Annotated in this window: 23 protein-coding genes; 10 read left to right on the top strand and 13 right to left on the bottom strand. The window is 42.2% G+C overall.

Annotated elements, in window-relative coordinates:
• Window positions 1-59 precede the first annotated feature (59 nt).
• Window positions 60-1,508: an NAD-dependent succinate-semialdehyde dehydrogenase gene (locus JZ787_RS13025; protein WP_346312561.1), complete on the bottom strand. Its 1,449-nt coding sequence runs from the start codon at window positions 1,506-1,508 to the stop codon at window positions 60-62.
• Between the two features lie 16 nt (window positions 1,509-1,524).
• Window positions 1,525-2,787, bottom strand: a complete 1,263-nt coding sequence (gene gabT, locus JZ787_RS13020) for a 4-aminobutyrate--2-oxoglutarate transaminase (protein WP_346312544.1) — start codon at window positions 2,785-2,787, stop codon at window positions 1,525-1,527.
• Between the two features lie 578 nt (window positions 2,788-3,365).
• On the opposite strand from gabT, the gene JZ787_RS13015 reads away from it, so the two are divergent.
• A complete protein-coding gene (locus JZ787_RS13015) occupies window positions 3,366-4,868 on the top strand; it encodes a PLP-dependent aminotransferase family protein (RefSeq protein WP_346312543.1) in 1,503 nt (500 codons plus the stop codon).
• 414 nt (window positions 4,869-5,282) lie between these two features.
• The gene (locus JZ787_RS13010) at window positions 5,283-6,728 is read left to right on the top strand and encodes an amino acid permease (RefSeq protein WP_058952237.1); all 1,446 of its coding nucleotides are present in this window, start codon (window positions 5,283-5,285) and stop codon (window positions 6,726-6,728) included.
• A gap of 116 nt (window positions 6,729-6,844) precedes the next feature.
• Here the strand turns inward: JZ787_RS13010 and JZ787_RS13005 are convergent, their stop codons facing one another.
• Window positions 6,845-8,071, bottom strand: coding sequence for a heparin lyase I family protein (locus JZ787_RS13005; RefSeq protein WP_346312542.1), 1,227 nt, complete (start codon window positions 8,069-8,071; stop codon window positions 6,845-6,847).
• Window positions 8,072-8,571: 500 nt separating this feature from the next.
• Between JZ787_RS13005 and JZ787_RS13000 the strand changes: the two genes are divergently transcribed.
• The 5 genes from JZ787_RS13000 to JZ787_RS12980 all read left to right on the top strand — a co-directional run bounded on the left by JZ787_RS13000 (window position 8,572) and on the right by JZ787_RS12980 (window position 13,897).
• Window positions 8,572-9,267: an alpha/beta hydrolase gene (locus JZ787_RS13000; RefSeq protein ID WP_346312541.1), complete on the top strand. Its 696-nt coding sequence runs from the start codon at window positions 8,572-8,574 to the stop codon at window positions 9,265-9,267.
• Window positions 9,268-9,816: 549 nt separating this feature from the next.
• Complete coding sequence (locus JZ787_RS12995; protein ID WP_262470453.1) at window positions 9,817-11,277, top strand: cytochrome ubiquinol oxidase subunit I; 1,461 nt, start codon at window positions 9,817-9,819, stop codon at window positions 11,275-11,277.
• The gene (cydB, locus tag JZ787_RS12990) at window positions 11,270-12,274 is read left to right on the top strand and encodes a cytochrome d ubiquinol oxidase subunit II (protein ID WP_346312540.1); all 1,005 of its coding nucleotides are present in this window, start codon (window positions 11,270-11,272) and stop codon (window positions 12,272-12,274) included. The genes JZ787_RS12995 and cydB overlap by 8 nt, the downstream gene beginning before the upstream one ends.
• A gap of 14 nt (window positions 12,275-12,288) precedes the next feature.
• A complete protein-coding gene (locus JZ787_RS12985) occupies window positions 12,289-12,411 on the top strand; it encodes a hypothetical protein (RefSeq protein ID WP_004694789.1) in 123 nt (40 codons plus the stop codon).
• Between the two features lie 79 nt (window positions 12,412-12,490).
• Window positions 12,491-13,897: a PLP-dependent aminotransferase family protein gene (locus JZ787_RS12980; RefSeq protein ID WP_346312539.1), complete on the top strand. Its 1,407-nt coding sequence runs from the start codon at window positions 12,491-12,493 to the stop codon at window positions 13,895-13,897.
• Between the two features lie 133 nt (window positions 13,898-14,030).
• Here the strand turns inward: JZ787_RS12980 and JZ787_RS12975 are convergent, their stop codons facing one another.
• The 6 genes from JZ787_RS12975 to JZ787_RS12950 all read right to left on the bottom strand — a co-directional run bounded on the left by JZ787_RS12975 (window position 14,031) and on the right by JZ787_RS12950 (window position 19,396).
• Window positions 14,031-14,957 (bottom strand): HPP family protein, encoded by a 927-nt coding sequence (locus JZ787_RS12975; protein WP_346312538.1) that lies wholly within the window; start codon window positions 14,955-14,957, stop codon window positions 14,031-14,033.
• A gap of 18 nt (window positions 14,958-14,975) precedes the next feature.
• Window positions 14,976-15,686: an LrgB family protein gene (locus tag JZ787_RS12970; RefSeq protein ID WP_346312537.1), complete on the bottom strand. Its 711-nt coding sequence runs from the start codon at window positions 15,684-15,686 to the stop codon at window positions 14,976-14,978.
• Entirely contained in the window at window positions 15,679-16,095 is a 417-nt protein-coding gene (locus JZ787_RS12965) for a CidA/LrgA family protein (RefSeq protein ID WP_234951298.1), read from the bottom strand. Before JZ787_RS12965 ends, JZ787_RS12970 begins: the two co-directional genes overlap by 8 nt.
• 1 nt (window position 16,096) lies before the next feature.
• Entirely contained in the window at window positions 16,097-17,749 is a 1,653-nt protein-coding gene (locus JZ787_RS12960; protein WP_346312536.1) for a nitrite/sulfite reductase, read from the bottom strand.
• A gap of 69 nt (window positions 17,750-17,818) precedes the next feature.
• Window positions 17,819-18,640, bottom strand: a complete 822-nt coding sequence (locus tag JZ787_RS12955; protein ID WP_234965404.1) for a hypothetical protein — start codon at window positions 18,638-18,640, stop codon at window positions 17,819-17,821.
• A gap of 294 nt (window positions 18,641-18,934) precedes the next feature.
• Window positions 18,935-19,396 carry an Lrp/AsnC family transcriptional regulator gene (locus JZ787_RS12950; protein WP_346312535.1) on the bottom strand — a complete coding sequence of 154 codons (462 nt, stop codon included), beginning with the start codon at window positions 19,394-19,396 and terminating at the stop codon, window positions 18,935-18,937.
• Window positions 19,397-19,504: 108 nt separating this feature from the next.
• Between JZ787_RS12950 and rarD the strand changes: the two genes are divergently transcribed.
• Window positions 19,505-20,410: an EamA family transporter RarD gene (gene rarD, locus JZ787_RS12945; RefSeq protein WP_346312534.1), complete on the top strand. Its 906-nt coding sequence runs from the start codon at window positions 19,505-19,507 to the stop codon at window positions 20,408-20,410.
• Window positions 20,411-20,569: 159 nt separating this feature from the next.
• On the opposite strand, the gene JZ787_RS12940 is transcribed toward rarD, so the two are convergent.
• Window positions 20,570-21,481, bottom strand: a complete 912-nt coding sequence (locus tag JZ787_RS12940; RefSeq protein WP_346312533.1) for a LysR family transcriptional regulator — start codon at window positions 21,479-21,481, stop codon at window positions 20,570-20,572.
• Between the two features lie 96 nt (window positions 21,482-21,577).
• Between JZ787_RS12940 and JZ787_RS12935 the strand changes: the two genes are divergently transcribed.
• Window positions 21,578-22,831 carry an MFS transporter gene (locus tag JZ787_RS12935; protein WP_346312532.1) on the top strand — a complete coding sequence of 418 codons (1,254 nt, stop codon included), beginning with the start codon at window positions 21,578-21,580 and terminating at the stop codon, window positions 22,829-22,831.
• 13 nt (window positions 22,832-22,844) lie between these two features.
• Window positions 22,845-23,180 (top strand): gamma-glutamylcyclotransferase family protein, encoded by a 336-nt coding sequence (locus JZ787_RS12930; protein WP_346312531.1) that lies wholly within the window; start codon window positions 22,845-22,847, stop codon window positions 23,178-23,180.
• A 127-nt stretch (window positions 23,181-23,307) separates the two neighbouring features.
• Here JZ787_RS12930 and JZ787_RS12925 read toward each other — a convergent pair whose 3' ends face one another.
• The 3 genes from JZ787_RS12925 to mdcG are packed head-to-tail and all read right to left on the bottom strand — an operon-like array spanning window position 23,308 to window position 25,739.
• Window positions 23,308-24,225 (bottom strand): acyltransferase domain-containing protein, encoded by a 918-nt coding sequence (locus tag JZ787_RS12925; RefSeq protein ID WP_346312530.1) that lies wholly within the window; start codon window positions 24,223-24,225, stop codon window positions 23,308-23,310.
• Window positions 24,203-25,081, bottom strand: a complete 879-nt coding sequence (gene mdcB, locus JZ787_RS12920) for a triphosphoribosyl-dephospho-CoA synthase MdcB (protein WP_346312529.1) — start codon at window positions 25,079-25,081, stop codon at window positions 24,203-24,205. Before mdcB ends, JZ787_RS12925 begins: the two co-directional genes overlap by 23 nt.
• A complete protein-coding gene (gene mdcG / locus JZ787_RS12915) occupies window positions 25,059-25,739 on the bottom strand; it encodes a malonate decarboxylase holo-[acyl-carrier-protein] synthase (protein ID WP_346312528.1) in 681 nt (226 codons plus the stop codon). The genes mdcB and mdcG overlap by 23 nt, the downstream gene beginning before the upstream one ends.
• Window positions 25,740-25,749: the final 10 nt, after the last annotated feature.

Here is a 25,749-nt window from a genome sequence, read left to right as displayed (position 1 = left end):
TAAAAAATCAGCCTTGAATGGGCAAGGCTGATTCTTTTACTGATGGTTACTGGACTGACTTAAACTGATAAGTCCACGCACAAATATTTCATTTCAAGATATTCGTCGATACCAAATTTAGAGCCTTCACGACCTAAGCCAGACTGCTTCACACCACCAAACGGAGCCACTTCGTTTGAAATCGCCCCCGTGTTGATGCCCACCATACCGTATTCAAGCGCTTCACCAACACGCCACTGACGTGCGGTATTTTGCGTAAATAAGTAAGTTGCCAGACCAAACTCGGTGTCATTAGCCATTTGAACCGCTTCTTCTTCCGTTTTAAAACGGAATAGCGGTGCCAATGGACCAAAGGTTTCTTCTTTCGCGACTTTCATCTCTTGCGTCACTTCAGTTAAAAGTGTCGGTTCAAAGAAAGTTCCGCCTAGGCTTGAGCGTTGACCACCCGCTTTAACCTGTGCGCCTTTGCTGATAGCATCGGCGATATGCGACTGTACTTTTGCAATCGCAGCTTCGTCGATCAAAGGCCCTTGGGTTGAAGTCTCAACTCGGCCATCACCCACTTTTAAGTTCGCGACAGCAACTGCCAGTTTATCAACCAAAGCATCGTAAATACCGTCTTGTACATAAATACGGTTGGCACATACACAGGTCTGTCCGCTATTACGGAACTTGCTGGTCATAATGCCTTGTACCGCTTGCTCAAGATTGGCATCATCAAAAACCAATACTGGTGCATTACCGCCTAATTCTAAAGACAGTTTTTTGATGGTTGGCGCACATTGTTGCATCAAGATACGACCAACTTGAGTTGAACCTGTGAAGCTCAACTTTTTCACCGTGTCGCTTTCACACAGTGTTTTACCCACTTCGCTTGAATCACCACTGATGTGTAATAACACGTCTTGTGGCAAACCCGCGCGTAGCGCTAACACTTCTAAAGCATAAGCCGTTAAAGGCGTTTGCTCAGCAGGTTTCACAATCATCGAACACCCTGCTGCAATGGCAGGTGCGGCCTTACGTGTGATCATTGCTGCGGGGAAGTTCCACGGCGTAATTGCTGCCGTAACACCAATCGCCTGTTTGATCACCAACAAACGTTGGTTCGGCAGTGTGGGTGTTAAAACTTCACCATCGATACGGCGGGCTTGTTCAGCAAACCAACGAATAAATGAAGCCGCATAGCCAATTTCACCACGTGCTTCAGCTAAAGGCTTACCTTGTTCAGCAGTCAAAATCTGAGCCAATGACTCTTTATTTTCCTGCATCAAATCAAACCAAGCCCAAAGCACATCAGCGCGTTGTAGCGCTGTTTGCGCTTTCCACGCAGTTTGTGCCTTTTGAGAACGAGCAATCACTTGCTCAACTGACGCTCGGTCATGGGATTTCACCCATGCCAAGGTGTCATGTGTTGCCGCATCTTTGACTTCGATGTAACCGCCATTTTCAGGCACATCAAAACGAATATCTGGATGCTGTAATAAATCTTTATATTGCGCTTGAAGCATGGTCATTACTCTTCAATTATGCTGCAGCAGAAAGTGCAAAACCTTGTTTTAAAATGTTTAAGCCAGCACGGAATTGTTCTGCAGGAATCGTTAAAGGATATAAGAAACGGATCACATTACCATAACGACCACAGGTCAAAATAAGCAAGCCATTTTGCATTGCATAATTTTGAATTGCTTTCGCTTGATCCGCCGTTTCCAACTCAATCGCGACCATTGAACCCAACGCACGAATTTCTTGGACTGTAGACGAAGACTGTTTGAGTTCATTCAGAACTTCAACCAACTCTGCGCCCAATACATTTGCACGTTCGCAAAGACCTTCTTCTTCAATCACGTCTAGTACGGCATGTGCAGAAGCTACAGCCACTGGGTTACCTGCATAAGTACCACCTAGACCACCTGGGTTTGGTGCATCCATCACTTCAGCACGGCCAACCACGCCAGAGATTGGGAAACCACCACCAAGACTTTTCGCCATCGTGATTAAATCCGCTTTGGTCTCGTAATGATCCATGGCAAATAACTTACCAGTACGTGCAAAGCCTGTCTGTACTTCATCTGCAATAATCAAAATACCGTGTTGATCACATAGCGCACGTAAACGTTTTAAGAATTCAGCAGGAACAACGTTGAAACCGCCTTCACCTTGAACAGGTTCAAGCACAATAGCGGCTACATCATGTGCCGCAATATCTTCTGCAAAAATGTCTTCAATGCTTTCAATTGCAACATCGACAGTAATGCCTTTTGACTCTACTGGATAGCGCGCATGGAAAACACCTGAAGGCATCACACCAAAGTCACGTTTATACGGTGCAGTTTTACCCGTCATTGCCATGGTCATAAATGAACGACCGTGGAAACCGTTACCAAAAGTCACAATACCGTGACGACCTGTGTAAGAACGTGCAATTTTCACTGCATTTTCTACAGCTTCAGCACCAGTAGAGAAGAATGTTGTTTTTGCTTCACCAGCAATTGGCGCACGTGCATTAATACGTTCAGCTAAACAAACATAGCTTTCATACGGTACAACTTGGTACGCTGTATGGGTGAATTTAGTCAATTGTTCAGTAACAGCAGCAATAATTTTAGGATGACGGTGACCTGTGTTCAGTACCGCAATACCGCCCGCGAAGTCTGTATATTGATTCCCTTCAGCATCCCAAATGGTGGAATTTTCTGCTTTCTCCGCATACCATTGACACATGACACCAACGCCACGAGGAGTCGCTTTTAGTTTACGTGCGTTCAGTGCAGAGTGTTTACTGTCCATTTTGTATCCTCATTCTTGATTCATACATTTATAAAATTTCAGCGTCCCGATCATGCTTTTTGCTGATTTACAAAGGACGTGGGGTTTATTGCATTTTGCGCTTTTATTGGCACTAGACGAGAGCCACTTTTCATCAGACAGATGGAGCCAATTCACCCGACCCCTTTATAATTATTTTCCACATAAAATATTTATTTATTAAAAATAAATAACTTAAATAATATGAATTTTAAAAAGGCATACTTATTCAAGAGGGCCATTACGGTATTCAACCGAATCACCCAAAATGCTAAAGAAGCCCAAAATTCAGCAAATGACTATGCCAACCTAGAAACCATTTATGTCCTTCTTTAATCTTTTCTAATTGTATTTTCAAGCCGTTGTATTCGATTATGTAAATCATCTAAAAAAACTTTTGCTTTGGATGCGACTTGTGTATATTTCCAGCCCCTTAGTCTCGGGCATTTGCTCCCAACGTCTACAAGCGAAATGCTTTACAACGGCTGCCTGACGAGATAATTTTGCATTTATGGTAATCACTCACGAAAAGCCATTTTAATATTGTAGGAGAGAGCCAATTGCGTAGCTTGCTTGGAGATTATTTACTGCAACGATTACAGCAAGATATTGACGGAACCCTACAATTGCGGTTGTTTCGCTGCTTACGCAACGCCATTATTGACAGTGTGCTCGCACCCAAAACTCGCCTACCTGCATCGCGTGATTTGGCCAAAGAAATTAAAGTCTCACGCAATACCGTACTCAGTGCATATGAACAACTACAAGCACAAGGCTATGTTGAAGCACGTACAGGTCAAGGCACGTGGGTCGCTGAACAACTGCCTGAATCCTTTTTGGTCAAAGCTGAAAATACCAATAGCCAAACTCAAGAAAAAAAGACCCAGCAGAATTATAATTTGTCGCAACGCGGTTCCTATCTCATCGGCTATTCAGCTGCATCGCCTTACCAATGGGGCGCGTTTGTGCCCGGTGCACCGGATGTCACAGAGTTTCCGCACCATATTTTTAGCCGTATTCAGACCCGCCTCAGCCGTGAACCTGAAATTAATAGTCTCATTTATAGCAATGCGGGCGGTTGTTTAGAGTTGCGCCAAGAACTGGCTGAATACCTCAAAATTGCGCGTTCGGTGCAATGCGATGCAGACCAAATCATTATTACCGAAGGGACACATCAGGCGATCGATTTGGTTTCACGGACCTTAAGTGACCCAGGCGATGAAGTTTGGATTGAAGATCCTGCTTATTGGGGGGCACGTAATATTTTACGCATTAATGGCGTAAATCTACGCTCCTTGCCTGTCGATCAAGAAGGTATTATCCCTGACCTAGACCCGAAAACCCCACCTAAACTAATTTTTGTGACGCCTTCACATCAGTACCCTTTAGGCTCTCACTTAAGTTTAGAACGTCGTAAACAACTGATTGCCATCGCGCGCCAGCATAAAAGCTGGATTGTAGAAGATGACTATGACAGTGAGTTCCGCTTCTCGGGTCAGCCCTTCCCTTCTTTGCAAGGTTTGGAGCCTGATGCACCTGTCATTTATATGGGAACCTTCAGTAAAACCATCTACCCTGCATTGCGCATTGGCTATTTAGTGGTCCCTAAAAAGTTGTTTTCACCACTACGTATTGTGGCATCGGAGTTGTATCGGGGCGGGCATTTACTCGATCAAAAAGTCTTGGCAGAGTTTATCCGTGAGGGCCATTATGAAGCACATATTCGTCGTATGCGTTTACTCTATAGCAAGCGTCACGCCTTTTTAATCGACCTGATTACACGTCATCTTGGGGCAGACTTCCTGCATGAATACAATACCGCTGCTGGTTTACATTTGATTTTAAAGCTGCCGAGCAACATGGATGATGTGTTGATTGCCAGCAATGCACTTGATCAAGGCGTAAAAGTTCGAGCACTGTCACAATACTATACCAAGCATTATTCAACACGGCAGAAAGGACTGCTATTGGGCTTTGCCTGTGTCCGTGAACAAGAAATATTGGTGGCTTTTGGTGTGTTACTCAAATGTCTGCGAAATGCAGGAGTTCGTACGCTGAGTTGATTATTTTTATAAATTAGATACTTAAGTTTTTTTACAACCATTCGACTTACGACTAAAGCCGCAGTTACAAAGCTGAGTTTTGCTGCTTCATTCTATAAATTATTGAGATGAGAGTAAACATTGGCTCCCCAGCTTTTCACATTTTAGCTGCAATTGGCTCCTTCCAAATGCTAAAAAATGGCTCTCGTTTACTGAGAACAAAAAAGAGAGATTAGGTGCATACATAAACAACATGTAACCGTTTTGTAGCCAAAGTGTGATTTTTCACGCTTTGACAGGAATATCAGATTTATTCATTTTTGCCTTAATAATGATAAAGCCTCTGATCATTCGGTTACAGTTTTAAAGGATGAGTAGTCCGAAAAAGGCTTTGCCCCCTTTTGAAGCTACCTCCTTAAGATTAAGGAAAATTATATGGAAGCACCTAAACAAAGCGCTGTGCCGGATGCATCTCAAGGCTTAAAAAATGGACTTAAGTCGCGTCATCTCACCATGATCTCGATTGCGGGTGTCATTGGTGGTTCACTGTTCATCGGCTCGGGAAATGTTATCTATTCGGCAGGCCCTGCTGCAGTTTTGGCCTATGCGTTTGGTGGATTACTCATTCTGTTAATCATGCGTATGCTGGGTGAAATGGCTGTTCTCAATCCAGACAGTGGGTCGTTTTCAACCTATGCTGATCGTGCCATTGGCCGTTGGGCTGGTTTTACCATTGGCTGGCTGTATTGGTGTTCTTGGGCTTTGCTGATGGGTTGGGAAGCCTATGTCGCAGGTAAAATTCTCAACAGCTGGTTTCCCTTTATCCCAATCTGGGGGTACATGCTGGTCGTAATTGTGTCCTTAGTTTTGGTTAACTTACAAAATGTCAAAAACTATGGTGAATTTGAATTTTGGTTTGCACTCATCAAAGTAATTGCGATTGTGATTTTCTTAGTGATTGGTAGCTTGGCTATCATGCATTTATGGCCATGGGGTCAAGCAACTGCCTCAGGAATCACGCATTTAACTGCGGACGGCTTCATGCCGAACGGTTTCTCGGCAGTGATCACCGCCTTACTTGGGGTTATGTTTGCCTATATCGGTGCTGAAATTGTTACGGTTGCGGCAGCAGAATCAGAAAATCCTGCCCGTGAAATCCGTAAAGCGTCTAACTCTGTGGTTTGGCGAATTATGTTGTTCTATGTCGGTTCAATGTTTATTACCGTCTGCCTAATTCCACATAACAATCCACTGTTAAAAGATCCCACTTGGGGAACCTATAGTGTGACTTTGTCAGCACTTGGCATTCCAGAAGCAAAACACATTGTTAACTTTGTAGTCCTAACCTCGGTATGTAGCTGTTTTAACTCGGCTCTCTATACCTGCTCACGGATGTTATTTTCACTGTCAAAACGTGGCGATGCACCGAAAAGCTTCGGTTCAATCAACCGTAATGGTAGTCCGTGGATGGGCGTTCTGGTCTCGTCATTATTTGCTCTGGTGGCAACGTACCTTACTGCAACTGAAAGTATGAATGTCTATGACATCTTCATGTTAGCAACAGGTACAGCAGCGCTGTATGTCTACCTGACCATTGCCTTCTCACAATTACGTATGCGTAAGAAATTAGAAGCCGAAGGACAAGTGATTGACTTTAAAATGTGGTTATTCCCTTGGCTCACTTATCTAGCCATCGTCTTTATCATTGGTGCACTCATTACCATGCTTGTGGAAGGCACCTACTTCAAAGAAGTGACTTACACCAGTTTACTTGCCTTGTTTATTGTTGGATTAGGCATCTGTGCACAGAAGTTTAACTGGGGAAAGCATGCTCAAGATAAGCCTATGAACACTCAAGCCGATTTGAGCAATAACCTTTAATTTTAAAATAATGTGGTAATGATCTAAGGTTACACCAGATTAAACCGATGGCTTTCAAGTGAGAGCCATCGGTTTTTTAATGATACGAAATGACCACTTAGATGAAACTCAAAATCTTAATTAAGATCTTTAATCACCACATTTTTATGGTAAGCCTCGACAGGCTGCCCCACGATAACACGGTTCTTCAGTGCTCCTTCTCGCCAACTTGAACGGTAAATGCCCATTTGGAAATAAGGTGACCACTTTTGATGGTAATTATTGACCCCACTGATGTTGGCTACTTCTTTCCCATTATGTTTCACCACCACTTTCCCGGGAATCAGTTGATTGTTTGCATCAAGTTCTGACCATTGGATATCAAAATTCCAATCATTCCACTGGTTATATTCCACGGGCACATCTAAGACATAACGCTTTAAAAGCGTTTCTGGAACCGCCAATGGTGAACTCATTGGCTTTAACTCATATAAATGTAACTGCCATTCCGGTTTTAGACCTGAAAGCACCAAGGCTATTGGAGGATTCAAATCCTTTCCATTTAGGTTAAAACCATGCCACTGCGCCAGTATTGTTCCATACTGAAATGCTGGCCATGTTGAGGGAATATAATGAGAAAAAGAATAGTTGTAATGACCCCAACCAAATTGCTTTCGTTGTATTTCTGCGCGATAACATTGACCATCATCAGGTACAACAAATTTGGCAACATTCTGTCCTGTACCAGCAGGATCTTTAACTATCATTGCTGAACTACGATTTTCAAAGTGGAGAGCCATTGCATTCCACGTCGACAAATCATTGCTGTATTTGTCGACACGAATCGTCCCCGTCTCAAAGCCATCACGAAAAATGACCTTAGCCTTTTCTTCTGTATTGTCGACCAATTCATCATCATTTTCAGAGTCTGGTATTACATCAGATGGATTGACAACCTGTTCTGTATTTCTTGCAAAGACTTGTAGTTTGACCGTAGTGGTTTGACTGTCTTGTTGACCATCATTCACCACTAAACTCAGTTCATAATCTCCTGTACGGTCTGGAATAAAATGAAATGTTTTATCCGTGCTAGCACCAAGACTGGGAAAGCTATTTTCAGGCTTTTTAACAACCGACCAACGATAGTTCAATGTCGTCGCGCCATCATCGGTACTTTCAGAACCATCTAAAAGTATACTATCCCCGACCATAGCACTGTCTTGCGTTGACTGAATTACGGCTACAGGCATTTCATTTTGAACATCTTTTACCGTTGCTGTTGTTGACTGGTCGCCTTCACCGCCCCCGCAAGCACTCATCCCCAAAACTGTAACTAAAACTAAAAAACATCTAATTTTTTTCATGCAAATGCACTCTATTTATACCCACCCAAAATCTGCCATGTACCTCATCTCCCCCATTTCTCGTTGAGAATTGGAAGCAATAGAACATGGCCAAATTCAACTTTTAAAACCCTAATGAGGTTCATTTGAAACAATGAAACGTACTACTTTAGTTATTGATAAATGATCAATTTCCCCCAAAATCAAGCATTCAGCACAGCCTGCTCATCTTATAACATTATGAAAATGCAGCTCTTCTTTTTTTATGGCTGAATACCTCAAAAAATGATTATTAGTAATGAATATTTTAAAAAAGCTAAAAAATAGCAGTAAGGAAAAATAAAATATTAATCACACAAAATGCCCACTTTTTAACGTAATTGGCATTTTTTTTCAGTCTTTTATCTATATTTTTTAAACTTACAATTAGTTAAATTATCTTGCATCGATAATCATTAGCCCAACCTAGCATGACCACTTTTTTAACTATAAGATGATACTTTTACTCTAGGGATAAGAAAATGAATAAGAAGCCAACAATTATTTTAGTACATGGATTTTGGGGCGGCGCTGCCCATTGGTCTAAAGTCATTACTGACCTATCTCACCGAGGTTACGAAGCCCTACGTGCCGTTGAACTGCCGCTCACCTCTTTGGCGGATGATGTCGAACGAACCCGCAAAATGATTGCACAAGTGCAAGGAGATGTACTTTTAGTTGGCCACTCCTATGGGGGGGCAGTCATTACCGAAGTGGGTAATCAACCCAATGTTGTTGGTCTAGTCTATATTGCAGCTTTTGCACCCGATACTGGTGAAAGTCCAGGTGGCATTACGCAACAACATTTACCCGTTGGTGCACCCAACTTAGAACCCGACAGTGACGGATACCTTTGGGTCAAAGCCGATAAATACCATGAAAGCTTCTGTCAGGACTTAACGAATGATGAAGGACTGGTCATGGGCATCACCCAGAAAGCCCCTGTTGCGAGTACTTTTGGCGATATCATTTCAAACCCAGCATGGAAAAACAAACCATCTTGGTACCAAATTTCAACTGAAGACCGCATGATTCACCCTGAAAACCAAGCCATGATGTCTTCACGCTTAAATGCTCAAAAAGTCATTTCTTTAGATGCCAGTCATGCTTCACTCGCGTCTCAACCCAAAGCCGTTGCTGATTTAATTGATGAAGCCGCAAGTTTCCTTGCGCGTTAAACTATCTATATTGAAGGGAGTCTACAGACTCCCTTTTTAGAGCTATTTTAAGTATCAAACGACTTCGAATCACAATAGATAGCGCAATATCATTATCCTGTAGGTGTAAATATTCGCACATACTCGGTTCGATGGCTGTCAGCTAGACTTCAGCTTTTACTACTGACCTTATCATTCATAATGAAGCTCCCTCGTTAAAAGTTTTATTCAAACTACGCTATTTCAAACCATGTGTTATGCGAGTTTTGAATAACATTTTTTAACTAACTCAGCATCAAAACTTTCTGTATATTTTAATTAAGCAATAAGAATGAATAGATCATAAAAACAGTTCAAAAAATATAACAGACTAAGTGCAATTTTCTATTTTGTTATATTTTTTCTCTCCAATTCTTGTACCTACATCTTCTAGACATCCTGATGCAAGATCATCATCAGTATTTTAAGTAGGTAGTTTTTAATGAAACGATCTATGCTTTTTTATCATTCCGATTTAGACAGCAACTGGGTATCGAACCGTCGATATTCCTGCCAGCCATGGAGGATGCAATGAGCCTCGGATTAACCGCACTTGAGTTGGCAAGAATTCAATTTGCCTTTACTGTTTCCTTTCATATTATTTTTCCTGCAACCTCTATTGGTTTAGCCTGCTTTCTTGCCATGCTGGAATGGAAGTGGCTGCGCACTCAAAATCCAATTTATAAAGACTTATTTAAGTACTGGATTAAGATTTTTGCCGTGGCATTTGCTATGGGGGTTGTTTCGGGCATTGTCATGGCCTACCAGTTCGGGACCAACTGGAGTGAATTTTCACGCATCGCAGGCAGTGTCACTGGGCCACTGCTCACGTATGAAGTCATGAGCGCCTTCTTTTTAGAGGCCGGTTTCTTGGGCATTATGCTATTTGGTTGGGGACGGGTCAGCCCTAAAGCCCACTTTTTTGCCACTTTAATGGTCGCTATCGGTACCTGTATTTCCATGTTCTGGATTTTATCCTCCAACAGTTGGATGCAGACACCTCAAGGCTTTGCCATCGAAAATGGCATTATTGTCCCCACAGACTGGTGGGCAATTGTGTTTAACCCATCTTTCCCCTATCGATTTGCCCATATGGCAGCAGCGGCCTTCCTAGTCTCATCACTTTTAGTGGTCGGCACCGCAGCATGGCATTTGCTGAAAGGTCGTCGTGATGCGTTGGTGAAAAAATCTTTTTCCATGGGCTTATGGATGGTCCTGGTCACGTCTTGCTTACAAGTTGTGATTGGGGACAACCACGGTTTAAATACCTTAAAACATCAACCTGCAAAATTGGCAGCCATTGAAGGCCATTGGGAAACCAATCGTGATCATGGCATGCCTTTATTATTGTTCGCTTTACCGAATATGGAAACAGAATCGAATGATTTTGAGCTTGGTATTCCCAATCTGGGCAGTTTGATTCTGACGCATTCCCTAGAGGGTCAGGTCACTGGTTTAAAAGACTTCGCAGCTGAAGACCGTCCGAATGCACTGATTGTATTCTGGAGTTTCCGGGTCATGGTTGGCTTGGGCATGTTGATGGTTTTACTCTCGTTAACAGCACTGTGGCTACGTAAAAAAGGCTCTCTATACGAAAGCAGTTGGTTTCATAAATTTGCCATCATCATGGGGCCTACAGGTTATATCGCGCTCCTAGCAGGTTGGGTCACAACAGAAGTTGGCCGTCAGCCTTGGGTGGTGTATGGTGTGATTCGAACTAAAGACGGTTTATCGCATACAGTCACCGCAGATCAAGTCGGCTTGAGCCTGATTATTTTTGTTTTGGTCTATACCGTCGTCTTTGGCGCGGGTATTTACTACATGCTGCGCTTGATCAAATTAGGCCCTGCTTTTTCTACGCCTTTAGATGCCGTGCAAGATACTGGCCCGGGGCATTTTAAAACCCCTTTACGTCCACTCAGTGCTGTTGAAGAGTCTATCGAGACCACTGATCCTTCTGCTCAAAATAGTAAGGAGAAACCACATGATTGATCTCGCTTTGGTTTGGGTCGGTATTATCGGGCTCGGGGTACTCATCTATGTGGTTATGGATGGTTTCGACTTAGGCATTGGCATTCTGTTTCCCTTTATGAACGGAACGCAAGAACGTGATGTGATGATGAATACCGTCGCGCCCGTTTGGGACGGTAATGAAACATGGATGGTCCTAGGTGGTGCTGGCTTATTCGCTGCATTTCCTTTGGTCTATTCAACCGTTTTATCGGCACTATATTTACCCATTATCTTTATGGTGGTTGCCTTAATTTTCCGCGGTGTGGCCTTCGAGTTCCGTTTCAAAGCCACGCGCACCAAATACCTCTGGGATCTCGCATTTATCTGGGGTTCTATCTTATCGAGCTTTTTCCAAGGCGTGATTTTAGGGGCTTATATCCAAGGTATTCAGACCACCAATGGTATTTACAGCGGTGGTGGATGGGACTGGTTCACACCATTTACATGTTTTACTGGTCTAGGGGTCGTGGTCATGTACGCCACTTTAGGCTGTGGCTGGCTCATTTGGAAAACCGAAAAAGAGATACAGCAGCGGATGTTTCATCTGATGCCTAGGCTGATTATTGCTTTACTCATCATCTTCGGTGCCGTGAGTTTGTATACGCCGCTGACCCATCCTGAAATTGCGCAGCGTTGGTTCTCTCTGCCGAATCTATACTATTTTAGCCCAGTGCCAATTTTAGTCTTACTGTTTGTTGGCTTGATTCTATCCTCATGCAAAAAGCAGCATGAACTAAAACCGTTTATCTATACTTTGGCTTTAGTCTTTTTGGCTTTTACTGGCTTCGTCATCAGCTTATGGCCCAATATTATTCCGCCATCGGTCACTATTTGGCAGGCCGCTGCACCTGAGTCAAGTTTGAAGTTTACTTTGGTGGGAGCTGCAATTTTAATCCCAATCATCATTGCCTATACCTTCTTGTCCTATTGGGTGTTCCGTGACAAAGTACGTATAGGGGATCAGGGTTATCATTAATTGAGGAGATAGACATGAAAAAATTTGTTGATCGACTCAGCCCACGATTATGGTTTATTTTATTGTGGTGCTTTGGCTTTATTTCTCTCGCACTGATTGCGGGTTTCTTTAAGCTGTTGCTGAGTTTTGCTTACTAAAGCCAGCCAAGCATTTTTTATGAATTAGGCACGGGACTTTCAATACATGTCCTGTGCCTTTTAATTGCAGCGAACCCATATGTATAAATCAGAAAAACTTGCGCTCAGCCTGAAACATTTGATTGAAAGTGGTTTTTGGAAAGCCCACGATAAACTGCCCTCACTTCGTCAACAAGCTGAAACATCGGGTTTTAGCCTAATGACGGTGATGAATGCCTATCAGGAACTCGAAGCGCAAGGGCTGATTTATTCACAAGAAAAACTCGGTTACTTTGTTACAGGCGATGCGCGCTCAGAAAGCAACTCCAATAGTGTCATTCTCAACGAAAAAATTGAAATCAACTCTAAAATTTTCAGATATTTAAAATCGATCCAATCTGAACAAATGGTTCCCTTTGGCATTGCCTTTCCCAACAGTCAACTACTCTACTCTGCCAAACTGATGCAAACGTTAGGACAACGTGCCAAACACCGTCTTAGTTATGAACAGATGCCAAGTTTACCTCCCGGGAACTTTGAGCTGCGGAAACTGATTGCGCAGCGCTACTGTATGCAAGGGATTCCAACAGACCCGTCCGATATCGTAATTACCTCGGGCGGATTAGATGCTTTAAACCTCTCCTTACAAGCCATGACCCAACCGGGTGACTATATTTTACTTCAAAAAACAATATTTTATGGTGCATGGCAAGCGGCTGAACATTTGGGACTGAAAGTCATTAGTATTCCTGAACATGAAGAACACGGTATTGACCTTGAGGCTTTTAAAGATGCGATTGAACGTTACCCAATTAAAGTCTGTTTGCTGATGCTCAACAGTCACAACCCTATTGGTTTTACGGTCAGTGACGACATCAAATACCAACTGGCAAAGCTATTGCATGAGCGCGATATTTATTTAATTGAAGACGATGTCTATGAAGAGCTTTATTTTGATCATAAAAAGCCGCTGTCGATGAAATACTTTGATCAGAAAAATTTGGTTTTACACTGCTCTTCTTTTTCAAAAACTTTAGGTGCGGGTTTTCGGATTGGTTGGGTATATGCGGGTAAATTTTCGGAGCATATTCAGCATTTACAGCTGATGAGCACGCTTTCCGTCAACTCGTTTATTCAAAATGCCTTGGTCGATTATTTATCGCATCGACACTATGAAAAGCACTTAAAAACTTTGCGTAACACCTTAAAACGTCTCAAAAATCAGTATTACACTTATTTATCTGAACATTTGTCTGAAGATTATCAAATTCATTATTATCCATCGGGCTATTTTCTTTGGATTACCTTGCCCGAGCAGATCAATGGCAATTTGATTTATGAGCAGCTCTTAGAGAAAAATATCAGCATTGCGCCCGGTTCATTATTTTATCAAACGGATAATATCCCACATCATATTCGAATCAATTGTTCATTTGAAATCAATGAGCGTATTCAAAATGCCTTAGATGCCTTGATCCAATGTATTTACCCAGAAGCCTTTGAATAAAAGTTGAATGCTTTAAATCAAGGCTGATTTAAAGCATCTTTTTCTTTGAAGAGACTCACTGCCCATACGGTAAATATCACCATCCCAGAGATAAAATGACATGATCAGATCGGATCATGTCATTCCTCTCAAGCTAGGTATAGGATTTTTCAGCACCCATATTTTGAAAATAGGTGCGATAGACATAGACACAACCAAGTGAAAAACCAGCCATCAGGCCAGATGCCATAGGTAAATACATCACACTGTCTTGTGGAAAGACAAAAACCAAAAATGGAAAGGCGTATACCGCAGGAATGCGCATATCAAAGAGCTTAAGCAAAAGAAACATCAAGGGCATATATATAAGGGTGAGCAGTATCCAATCTTGAATCCACAACTGCATAAGCACGGCCATTGAAATCGACAGTGTCAACACAGCAAACTGCTTAAGGCACATTTTCAACGAATACATCATCATATTTAATGATTCATACAGCACCACTGTAATGGGTGGAATCAGTGCCATCGCTTCAATCTTGAAAATAGCAGCGAGTGCAAAACCGATTAAAGTAATACTGGCATACACACCTATTTTTCGTCGATCAAAATTGCCTTTTCTCTCCACGCCTTGGTTCAATTTAAAGAGCACAACACCCAACATTAGGATAAAACTGGTGGCAAAAATCGAAATCAAAAACGATATTTCATAGGCTTGGGTCACAATCGGCAAGAAACCCGTGGCCAGTGCGGGCGGTAATATATAGTTAAACATCCGCATCACGAGCAACATAGCACAGAGAACCAAAACCAGTTTGAACAGATATGAAATCGGCATCAAATTAATACAGAAGCCGATAACAGCAGTCAGACTCGGTAAAATAAAAATTTTATCTGGCTGATTGAGCCACTGTTTATCTCGATAGACCCACAGTCCAACGGCCATCGCCGCCATTTCAGGCAGAATAATTTCACGATCATTCAGTCCATAGGCAGCCGCCACCATGAGTACTATAAAGACAAAGGCCGCGAGATAGCTTTTGGGACTTAAGATTGTCTTTGCATGTGACATAGGATTCATATTCGATTCCTTATTGATTTAAAAAGATATAAAGCCAAGTAAATACTTCGTCACTACAATCAGCGATGGCGCAAATAGCACCATAATGATTCCTGAAATAATCATCGAGAGACTGGCAATGACGCCTTCCAATTCATGCCGCTGTCTTGCCCGAGCTATGCCCATAGCATGTGCGGCATTACCCAGTGCTGCGCCCGAGGCAAGGTGATTTTTATATTTGATCCAAAGCAAGAGGAGGTCTCCCAACAACATACCGACCAAACCTGTAATTACGGTAAAGAGCGGAATCAGGCTGATGGAGCCCCCCACTTTTTCAGTGAGCACCAAAGCAAAAGGAATCGAAATGGAACGCGCCAACAGGCTATTTTTAACGATGTCATCAAAGTCCAATAGGCTCGCCAAAAACCAACTGCTGAAAATACCCACCAACATGGCGAGGCTGGAACTGAAGAGCAACACTTTAAAATGTTGCTGAATCATGCGGCGATAACGAAATACAGGAATCGCAAAAGCCACCGTAATTGGGCCGAGCATGGCCACCAAATATTGGGTATAAAAGTAATAGTCTTGGAACTGATGCTGTAAAAGAAAGATCAGTATGATGCTCATGCTAGGAACAACAATAATGGGGGATAAATAGACTTTTTGTGTTCGAACAAAAAGCTGCTTTGCCATGAAATAGCACAGCACAGTCCAAACCAAGTAAAAAAGCCCCCAGCATTCAGTCATACTGATCTTCCTGTTTTGATTCTTGATTTAGCACTGGCTGCTTTAACAACAACCGCACGCTATATACAGAAACCATCATTACCAAAGCGGTGCTGATTAAAATCACCAGCAGAATTTTCCAACCACTGGCAATCAATAAATCCTGATATTGAATCACGCCAACCACTGGCGGAATGAAAAACAGCAGCAGTTCAGCCAGTAACAGATCAGCACCGCGTTCAACGTGGGCTAATTTCAACCATTTCATTTCAAGTAAGAACAACAGCAGAAAAAAACCAAGTACCCCTGATGCCACAGGTAAATTCAACAGCTTTTGCAAGACATAAGCACAGCTCCAAACAGCCAAAATAATGATGATTTGGCAGCTCGCAGTTTTTAACTTCTTCAGCCGAGTTCGGTCGTCCAACATCTCAATTTATGTCCGCATAAGCCCGATCTTTAAACGGCTGGATCGAGACACGTTTGTAGGTTTCTAAAAAAGATTCATGCTCCAAACGCAAATCCAGATAAGTATTCAGAATTTCTTCAAGCACATCGGGAATATCTTCTGCAGGAAATGATGGCCCTAAAATATCACCGATGGACGCATCATGATCTGAGTTACCGCCTAAGCTAATTTGGTAATATTCAGCGCCTTTTTTATCGACACCTAAGATGCCAATATTGCCGACATGGTGGTGTCCACACGCATTCATACAGCCTGAAATGTTCAAATCAACCTTGCCTAAATGATATAAAGCATCCAAATCATCAAAACGGCGAGCAATTGCTTCATACACCGGAATGGATTTGGCATTTGCCAAGGAGCAAAAATCGCCGCCCGGACAGCAAATCATGTCAGTCAGAAAGCCAATATGCGCACGAGCCAAATTGCCACGATCTAAGACTTGCCACAGTTCAAACAGATCCTTTTGGCGTACATCGGTTAAGGCAATATTTTGCTCATGCGTGGTTCGCAGCTCACCGAAAGTATATTGGTCAGCCAAATCTGCAATTAAACGCATTTCATCGGAAGTCATATCGCCCGGTGCTACACCCGCCCGTTTTAAGCTGATTGTGACTATGCGGTAGCCCGCGACTTTATGTGCATGGGTATTGATATTGAACCAGTGTTTAAACTTCGGATACTGTTGGAACAACGCCTCAAAATTTTCCGCATCTAAAGCTTCATAGGCAAACGGTCGAAATACGGCATCCATTTGCGCTAAAACACTGGGCTGAACTTTGAGCAAAGTCTGAGTATGTGCAAACTCAGCTTCCACTTTTTCTGCAAAGCCCGCTGGAGTCAGGGCTTTCACTAAAATTTTAATACGTGCTTTGTATTTATTATCACGGCGACCATGCAAGTTATAGACACGCATGATCGCATCTAAATAGGCAATTAAATCTTCACGGGCTAAAAATGGCTTAATGACATGTCCCGCTAAAGGGGTGCGTCCAAGCCCACCACCGACTTTAATTTGATAACCCAACTCCCCCGCTTCATTTTCTACCAGATAGACCCCAACATCATGGAAAGTTGTGGCAGCACGATCTTGTTCAGGGTGTGCACAAACCGCAATTTTAAATTTACGTGGTAGGAATGAAAACTCAGGATGGAAGGTACTCCACTGGCGAATCAGTTCACAGGTGGGACGCGGGTCTTTAAGCTCGCCCTCAACTACACCTGCATACTGGTCTGTGGTGGTGTTTCGAATACAGTTGCCACTGGTCTGAATAGAATGCATGTATACCGTAGCGAGTTCCTGCAAAATATCGGGGACATCTGCAAGCTGCGGCCAATTCAATTGAATATTTTGACGTGTTGAAATGTGCGCATAACCACGGTCATACGTCTGCGCAACCTCAGCTACCTTTCGCAGTTGTGCTGAGTTCATTAAGCCATAAGGCACTGCCAAACGTAGCATTGGTGCATAACGCTGAATATATAAACCATTTTGTAAGCGTAATGGACGGTATTCTTCTTCGGTCAGTTTTCCCTCTAAATAGCGCTGGGTTTGGTCGCGAAACTGTGCGACACGTTCATTCAATAAATTTTGATCAAAGTCTGTATATAAAAACATGGGGATGACCTAGGTATATGCATCAATATGAAAGAAAAGCTGTTTTGAATGGCGCATCAAAAATGTAAGTTAGGCGAAAAAAGTCGCCTGCTTTCGGGACACGCCATGTTGTAAACAGGTCTGCATATACTCGGCATAGACCGATAACTTTTCATAAATATGCTCGGCATAGAACATATCTTCAACCAACTGGGTCGCTTGCTGCTGGTTATAACTGCCATAACTCAACAGTAACTGCGCATTCAATGTGGCGAATTTTTCACATAAATCGATATATTGCTGATCTTTGTTTTTAAAGAACAATTTCCGCATATTCCATTCACTACTGTCGATAATGGCATCTTGTGGATGGGTAGAAATATAGTTAATTTTGACTTTAAAAAACTGTTCCAGCTCTGTGAGTTTTTGTGTATTGAGCACCAATGATGTCACTAAAAAAATCTGAGAGACATCAGTTCGACATAGTGCTTTGATCAATGAAAAATAGAAAAAATCGACATCATTAAATACGCTGTCACTCAAATCTAAATAAACATTGAGTGCCTCAAGCACATCATCTATTTTTAGGTTTTGTTTTTGCTCTGCTTGATAGTAACGATTGAGGATATTGAGTACGGTTGGCGTTGCAGGGCTGCTATAAATCACAGGATGGTTCAAATTTGCCAAGATAAAAGGCGCAAATAAAAATGCGACCTCCGCGTGTTCTGCTTGAATGGCAGACTGCACGATATACTGAACTTTAGCGCTTGAAAAATCTCGTAAAACTTTAGCACGCAGCAAAGTCGCTTCTAAGTTTAAATACTGCTGCGCAAGTAGATGTTGCAGTTGATCCGAAAGACCCTGCCCCTCAACCAATTCAGAAATTGTATTTAGTTGCTGTGTTATAAACATTACGCCACCATCAAGATTGTGATCCCTTCTTGAGTCAAATTTTCAGCTAGTTTGGTGTGAATGAGTAGCTACAGTAAGGCTTGAAAAAACTATAACAGCGTGCCACCTTCTCAAGTTTTACGGGTACAAAGCCATCAAAATTAGAAAATAAATTCGCTATTTAAATAGAAGCCAATCCCATCATGGCGTTATTTTGAGTGCATAAAAATTTAGAAACGACTCTTCTCTTTTCCTATTTCAAGCAAACCCTTTAGCCATTTAATATAAGGTGTAATATACAAAGGAGAATAAAAGTTATGGCTGACAAGACACCTCTAAAGTTGTTTTGATCCGTTCTAACACAACAGTGGTTTTAAACCATTGCACATTGGCATTATGATGAAAAAGCTGATCACATAAGGCTTGAAACCGACTCATACTTGACACCAAGAGTACCAACATAAAATCCGCCTCACCTGTTACGTAATAGCACTGCTGTACTTCTGGAATTGAAAAACTTGCTTTCAACTCGTCAAGGTCTGTCACGTGGGTTTGATTGACACGAACCTCGACAAAAATCGTAATCACTTGTCCCAATTTGTCTGGATCAAGCACCGTGGTATTGCCAATAATATAGCCACTGTCTCTTAATTTTTGAATGCGACGTTGTACCGAGGCCGTTGATAAATGCACTAAATCAGCCAATTCTCGGAGTGGCGTTAAGCAATCTTTTTGCAAATGCTCCAATAAAGCGAAATCAAATTTATCCAATTGCATGAGTAGCGTCCTACGAGAAATTTTCTCATTCAAGCTAATGATTACAAGCTATTTTATCAAGAGTATTGCAATAAAATATCATACATTGATACAGCTTAAGAACCGCCTATGTCTACGCATCCTAATACAGCACTTGGCATTAGCTTAAATATCACGGCCTCGGTATTATTTGCTTTAATGTTTGCCTATACCTCACTTTTGGGCACGCTGGCAGGTACAGAAATTTACGGCTGGCGCATTGTATTGACTATTCCATGTCTAACACTTTTTATTTGGCTCAAAGGCAATTGGTCTCAGGTGGTTGTTATTTATCGCCGTTTCTACCAAGAGCGCTTTTTCTTTTTAACGCGAATTTTATCTTCGTTTTTAATTGGAATTCAGTTGTGGCTGTTTATGTGGGCACCCAGTCATGGCTATGGACTGGATGTTTCACTCGGTTATTTTATGATGCCGATTAGCATGGTGATTGTCGGTCGGATTGCCTTTAAAGAGCGAATGTCACGCTTTCAGCAACTGTCCTGTATTTTTGCAGTGCTCGGGATCTTGAATCTCTTGACCATTTCTCAAACACTGAGTTGGCCCACTCTGCTGATTTGCTTAGGCTATCCAATCTATTTTTGGCTCAGACAAAAAACGAAGACGAATAATATAGGCGGACTTTGGTTTGACATGATGTTGAGCCTCCCTGTTTGTATTTTCTTTATCATGCAAGGCAGTATCGTCACAGAAAGCCTATCTGAAAGCTCACATACGCTTTGGCTCATTTCAGGACTTGGACTAATCAGTGCACTGGCTTTGGCATTTCAGTCCTTATCTGCCCCGCATTTAAACTTAAGCCTGTTTGGACTGTTGGTTTATGTTGAACCGATATTGTTAGTGGCCGTTTCAATCGCCTTAGGGGAAAGCATTACTTCAGCAGAATGGCCAACCTATATCTCCATTTGGCTCGCAGTTTTTACCCTCATGCTTGAAGGATTACGCAGCTTTAAAAAGAATCGTAAATTAGTGATATAGGCATTTTTTATGCATATTTTCCTCTAGATCGCTTAAATTTAGCCGTCTAGGCATGCTTTGGTGCTGAATCGAGTACTGACTTTCTGATCCTATTTAAATGGCTATTTGACTCCGCGAGTGACGTGCTGACACTTCATATTTAAAACGACATAGAGTGAATTACAGCGAACCTTTTAAATGATGATGCTGCCTCACAATACTATTCAATAAACTGGAAAAGTTGATTGCAGGTTGGCTATGCAAATCCGCCTTGAACGCAATACCGAGTCCAATCGTCGCGGTCTTATTCTTCAGGTATTTATATTTAATCCCTTCAATTTTGAGCTGTTGGGTAGATTCAGGCACCAAAGAAATGCCCAAATTCGCCGCAACCAACGATAGAATCGAAACAATCTGAGGGGCTTGCTGTCCAATTTTGGGCGTGAAGCCATGCTGTTGGCAGCTATTTAAAATCGCGGCATACAGCCCCGCACTCACCTCTGGTGGTGAGACAATAAAGTTTTCATACTTAAACTCTGCCAAATCTATCACCTCATCTTTTGCGGGATATTGAATCGGCAAGGCTGCAATCAATTTTTCATCGATCAAATTACGAATCGTAATGGCTTTAGGAAACTGCGCAGGTGGTCGCACAATCGCAATGTCTAATTCATTATTCAACAAACTCTCAATCAAAATCAAAGAATTGGCTTCTTTTAATACCAAATTCACCTGAGGGTATTGCTGCTGAAATGCTTGAATGGCTGTTGGAATTAAAGAGTTTAAAATTGAGGTGCCTGTAAAGCCGAGCCGTAGTTCTCCCAATTCGCCATTGGCCGTACTTTGGGTCAATTTCACCGCATTTTTCAGTTGGTTCTGAACGGGCAAGACCATTTTAAGAAAAGTTTCCCCTGCTGGTGTCAGAGCTACACCATGAGAGTAGCGATAAAAAAGTTCTACACCAATTTCCCTTTCCAATTTTTTAATTTGCATACTCAACGGCGGCTGACTTATGCCGAGACGTAAGGCCGCTTTAGAGAAACTTTGCTCTTCCGCGATAGCAATAAAATATTGAATATTACGCAGCTCCATATATTAAAGCTATACCATTATTGAGTTATATATATTATACATATATGCATGTAGTTCTTAAAATACAGCTTCTCTCCATTTTAAATCAGCCAAGTCATGAAACTGAGCTCTTCATTAGAAGAAGATTGGTCTACCCCTCAACAGCCGATTCCACAGACCATCAGCAAAGGTACAGTTGAATATAAAAGAGCGGGCATGGCGCTGTTTTTGTTGGGCTTTGCCAGTTTTTCACTGATCTATTCCGTACAACCCTTACTACCGAACTTAAGTCAGAGCTTCCATATTGCACCCAGCGCAAGTGCGCTAGCACTGTCCTTAACCACAGGCTTTTTAGCCATGTCGATCGTGCTATCCAGTGCTTTTTCACAAACATTGGGCAGAAAAGGCCTCATGTTTTTCTCTATGCTTTTGGCTTCTATACTCAATGTGGTATGCGCGGTTTCACCGAGTTGGCATGTGCTCATGGTTTCAAGAAGCTTAGAAGGTTTTGTCCTAGGTGGAGTTCCTGCTGTTGCGATGGCTTGGATTGCAGAAGAAATTAGTCCCAAAAACCTAAGTAAAACCATGGGACTGTATATTGCAGGTACAGCATTTGGCGGCATGATGGGACGTGTTGGCATGGGCATTTTGACCGAGTTTTTCTCGTGGCGTATTTCCATGGCCATTCTCGGCGTCATCTGTCTGTTCTGTGCGTTTGGTTTTTTGAAACTCTTACCCAATTCACGAAATTTCATTGCCCAGCAAGGTCTCTCTTTTAAGTTCCATCTACATGCATGGTATGCACACTTAAGTCATATACGGCTGTTAAAAATCTATGGGATTGGCTTTTTACTCACCAGTGTATTTGTCACGCTGTTTAACTATGTGACCTTCAGACTGTTTGCAGCACCGTATCATTTAAGCCAAACCCAGATTAGCCTGATTTTTTTATCTTATAGTTTGGGTATTATTTCCTCTTCGATTGCAGGCAATATTGCAGACCGAATAGGCAAAAAGCAGATGATGATCCTGGGCTTTTCATGCATGCTCTTAGGCGTGCTACTTACCCTTTCTGCCTCATTGTTTTTGATTATTCTCGGGATTGGCTGTGTGACCACTGGCTTTTTTATTGCTCATGCCATTGCTAGCAGTCGAGTTGGAGAACTCGCGACATCCAATAAAGGTCATGCCACTTCCTTGTATCTGCTTTTTTATTATTTAGGTTCAAGCATTGTGGGTGCGTATGGCGGAAATATCTGGCAAAGCCATGGCTGGAATGGCATCGTTATATTAAATATTTTTCTGATTCTAATTGCACTCATCGTTATTTTTTCAATAAAACCGCTTCGTTCTCCATCTGTTACCCATTAGGAATATTTACATCATGCAACAACACTTATTTGTCTACGGTACTTTAGGGCCAAACAAACCGAATGCTCATATTTTAGAAGTGATTGCCGGTACATGGAGCAAAGGTTCTGTGAAAGGTTTGCTTAAGGAAGCGGGTTGGGGTGCAGAACTTGGCTTTCCTGGGCTAATGCTAAGCCCAGATGGACCAACTGTTGATGGATATATATTTAGTTCAGAGCAATTAGATACGCTGTGGAACAGCTTAGATGAGTTTGAAGGAAGTGAATATCAGCGTGTTTTAACTGAAGTCACTTTAGAAAATGGGAAAATACAACAGGCCTATGTCTATGCGTTGAACCCAAATACATAAAAAGCATGACATCATATCGTTAGCGTATAAATGTTGTGCATACATCGAAAAATTGTGTGGTATTTGAATGTTATTCCTAATATTCAAGTACCGCTAATTTTTGAATCCTTGATACGCATTATCAAACTCATACAAAGTTCTGTTTTTCTAACCATGCCTGCAACCCAGACCAACTTTTAAAATCATCCACCGCACGTACGATACAATTTGGATTGCGTTCTAATAGCATTTTACTTAAGGCGCTGCCCGGCCCAATTTCTAACACGACATCAGGCTGATTTTCTTGTATTGCACTTAAACAGGCATCCCAATTAATCGCATGATTCATTTGGTGAATCAACGCATTCACTGCATCTGTAGTCTTAAAAAACTTATGTCCGCCCGAACCGCTAATCATGGCCGTGCATAAACGAGCAAAGTCTTGCTGCTGTAAAACTTGCCGATACGGCTGAACCGCAGCATCCATACATACGGTATGCGATGCAATAGTAACATTCAAGCGTTTAACAAATCGTGTTCCTCGCAATACGAGTTGCTGAGCCAGCTGCTGTAAATTAGCATCAGCCCCACCCACGACAAAACTACTATCACTCAGTTTGATGGAAAGTGCAGTTGAGGTTTCAGTCAACAACGCTTCAAGCGTATTGAGATTGATACCCTGAATAGCCATTAAGCCACTTGCGTGCTGAGTGGCTGAAGACATCAACGAGGCACGCTGCTGGGCTAAATACAGGCCTTGCTCCAAACCAGTTTGTGTTGCACAAATGAGTGCACTTAACTCTCCGAGTGAATAACCCGAGAAGCTCATAAGCTCTTCAATCTCAGGTTTTAACTTTTGCCAACGACACCATTGCAAAGCAAAAATAAAAGGCTGCGCGAACTCATTCGGATACAGATCCGCTTCGGTTAAATCGGAACAAAAGAGTTGCGGCAAATGCTGCTTTAAAATATCTGATACATGAAGCTCATCTGCCAGAGTGAGCAGCTCTTGAACATGCGCTAAGCTTTGGAGTCCTTGCCCACTAAATATGATTGCAAAATTCATGTTCCACCTTCAGCATGAATAAAGTCACCCCCAATAAATCAGCACTCCCCCCCGGACTTAAGCGATGCTGAACGAAATAATCTTCCACTTTAGCCACCTCTTGCATCCAATTGTGTTGTAGCACACCGCCACGGACCAAAAACTGCTTAGCTAGATCCTGCACAATATATAAGGCAGATAAACCACCGCGCCAAACAATATTGGTATCTTGTACATAAGCCATAAGACTGAATAAAGTCTGAATTGAAGCCTGCTGTGCATTGGCCGTTTTGGTGTAAATGTCGATATACGTTGGCAAGGCAACATCCATCACCGTTTTAAAACCTGAAGCCACTTCTTCAATCGCCCCTGTGATGCCATATTGACTCCGCATGCGTTGCCCATGACTGTTGGGATTTCGCTCTAAATGATGTAACAGCTCATCCTGCCAAGTGCTTTGAATTTTTTGACTGATTGAGCCTGCATTCAACGAACTATCCGCTATTAAGCATTTCCCTACTGCGGCGCTAGCAAAACCCAAATTAAAAATTGCCCCTTTATGCGTATTGATCTGCTGAGTGGCAGTCATCATTTTTTGTTCAGCTAAAATGCCACACTGTCGAATCTCTTCAAAATCGGCATCGCGATACCCATTTAAACATTGCGCCTGAAAATAGCCCTGTAAAGCATCCACACTACATTGGAACAAGCTAAAGTCCATATCACAATGACTACCCTGCGAACTTGGACAAACCAAACCGGGCTTATGTTCTAAACTGGCTTCATCCAATAACGCCATACATGCCAAATGGTCTAATGTTTCAGCAGTACTGATAATGTTCGGACATAAAACTTCATGCGGTTGTAGCATTTGCATATTCAAGCTTCCCTTCGAATAATTGTTCTAATCTCAGCATCTCCACACGCTGAATTCCTTTGACAATCACTTGCTGGTTCTTTTCAGGAAAAACAGCAATTAATTCATTAAATGACACATGCCAGTCCGGATGGATTTGAATCTCGCCATCCAAGCGCATAGAACTCTGGGTTTGGACTCGTTGAATGCACTGTAAAATTTCTGGTACATCATGTTGATGCTGTGGATACAACAACAGATCTAAGTCTGAAGTCGGCCTGACATAAGCCTCCTGCGTAAGAGACTTATAGGCATAGGAACCATAAACATATACTTTGCAGCCCAATTGTTCTAAGTTGTCTGCAAAATCACTCAGCTGTTTACGCTGTAGAATCTGCGAGTCAGCTTCTAACAAAGCCTGTAGAGAAAGTGGTCGAGTAATCTGCTCGATCTCGTGTTTCTCTACTAAGCACGCCACACGATATTTATAACCCTCAACCAAGCAGTTGATCGCCAGCTTCACTTGTCTCGCATCCATATCTTCCTGCCGACAAACGGTCATTGGAATATATTGGCTCAGCAGCTGATACACCTTGTGTTTCACTGTTTCTGGTAAAGAAACATCTAAAAAATGTAGGGTTGCTGAATCACGAAGATAAGCTAAGTCATGACGATCCATATCTGCTTCC

The sequence above is a fragment of the Acinetobacter sp. BWR-L5 genome, from assembly GCF_039655985.1.
GTDB classification, from domain to species: Bacteria; Pseudomonadota; Gammaproteobacteria; order Pseudomonadales; family Moraxellaceae; genus Acinetobacter; species Acinetobacter johnsonii.
The sequence above is the reverse complement of the archived record's forward strand: the minus strand, read 5'-3'. Positions and strand labels throughout refer to the sequence as shown.

Excerpts from the sequence above, each read along its gene's own strand:
- JZ787_RS12925 (WP_346312530.1), bottom strand. The coding sequence starts at position 24,225 with ATGAATTTTGCAATCATATTTAGTGGGCAAGGACTCCAAAGCTTAGCG.
- JZ787_RS12935 (WP_346312532.1), top strand. The coding sequence starts at position 21,578 with ATGAAACTGAGCTCTTCATTAGAAGAAGATTGGTCTACCCCTCAACAG.
- cydB (WP_346312540.1), top strand. The coding sequence starts at position 11,270 with ATGATTGATCTCGCTTTGGTTTGGGTCGGTATTATCGGGCTCGGGGTA.
- JZ787_RS12940 (WP_346312533.1), bottom strand. The coding sequence starts at position 21,481 with ATGGAGCTGCGTAATATTCAATATTTTATTGCTATCGCGGAAGAGCAA.
- JZ787_RS12955 (WP_234965404.1), bottom strand. The coding sequence starts at position 18,640 with ATGTTTATAACACAGCAACTAAATACAATTTCTGAATTGGTTGAGGGG.
- JZ787_RS12950 (WP_346312535.1), bottom strand. The coding sequence starts at position 19,396 with ATGCAATTGGATAAATTTGATTTCGCTTTATTGGAGCATTTGCAAAAA.
- JZ787_RS13010 (WP_058952237.1), top strand. The coding sequence starts at position 5,283 with ATGGAAGCACCTAAACAAAGCGCTGTGCCGGATGCATCTCAAGGCTTA.
- JZ787_RS12980 (WP_346312539.1), top strand. The coding sequence starts at position 12,491 with ATGTATAAATCAGAAAAACTTGCGCTCAGCCTGAAACATTTGATTGAA.
- JZ787_RS12970 (WP_346312537.1), bottom strand. The coding sequence starts at position 15,686 with ATGACTGAATGCTGGGGGCTTTTTTACTTGGTTTGGACTGTGCTGTGC.
- JZ787_RS12975 (WP_346312538.1), bottom strand. The coding sequence starts at position 14,957 with ATGAATCCTATGTCACATGCAAAGACAATCTTAAGTCCCAAAAGCTAT.
- JZ787_RS12985 (WP_004694789.1), top strand. The coding sequence starts at position 12,289 with ATGAAAAAATTTGTTGATCGACTCAGCCCACGATTATGGTTTATTTTA.
- gabT (WP_346312544.1), bottom strand. The coding sequence starts at position 2,787 with ATGGACAGTAAACACTCTGCACTGAACGCACGTAAACTAAAAGCGACT.
- JZ787_RS12930 (WP_346312531.1), top strand. The coding sequence starts at position 22,845 with ATGCAACAACACTTATTTGTCTACGGTACTTTAGGGCCAAACAAACCG.
- JZ787_RS13025 (WP_346312561.1), bottom strand. The coding sequence starts at position 1,508 with ATGCTTCAAGCGCAATATAAAGATTTATTACAGCATCCAGATATTCGT.
- JZ787_RS12995 (WP_262470453.1), top strand. The coding sequence starts at position 9,817 with ATGAGCCTCGGATTAACCGCACTTGAGTTGGCAAGAATTCAATTTGCC.
- JZ787_RS12960 (WP_346312536.1), bottom strand. The coding sequence starts at position 17,749 with ATGTTTTTATATACAGACTTTGATCAAAATTTATTGAATGAACGTGTC.
- rarD (WP_346312534.1), top strand. The coding sequence starts at position 19,505 with ATGTCTACGCATCCTAATACAGCACTTGGCATTAGCTTAAATATCACG.
- mdcG (WP_346312528.1), bottom strand. The coding sequence starts at position 25,739 with ATGGATCGTCATGACTTAGCTTATCTTCGTGATTCAGCAACCCTACAT.
- JZ787_RS13000 (WP_346312541.1), top strand. The coding sequence starts at position 8,572 with ATGAATAAGAAGCCAACAATTATTTTAGTACATGGATTTTGGGGCGGC.
- JZ787_RS13005 (WP_346312542.1), bottom strand. The coding sequence starts at position 8,071 with ATGAAAAAAATTAGATGTTTTTTAGTTTTAGTTACAGTTTTGGGGATG.
- JZ787_RS12965 (WP_234951298.1), bottom strand. The coding sequence starts at position 16,095 with ATGTTGGACGACCGAACTCGGCTGAAGAAGTTAAAAACTGCGAGCTGC.
- mdcB (WP_346312529.1), bottom strand. The coding sequence starts at position 25,081 with ATGCAAATGCTACAACCGCATGAAGTTTTATGTCCGAACATTATCAGT.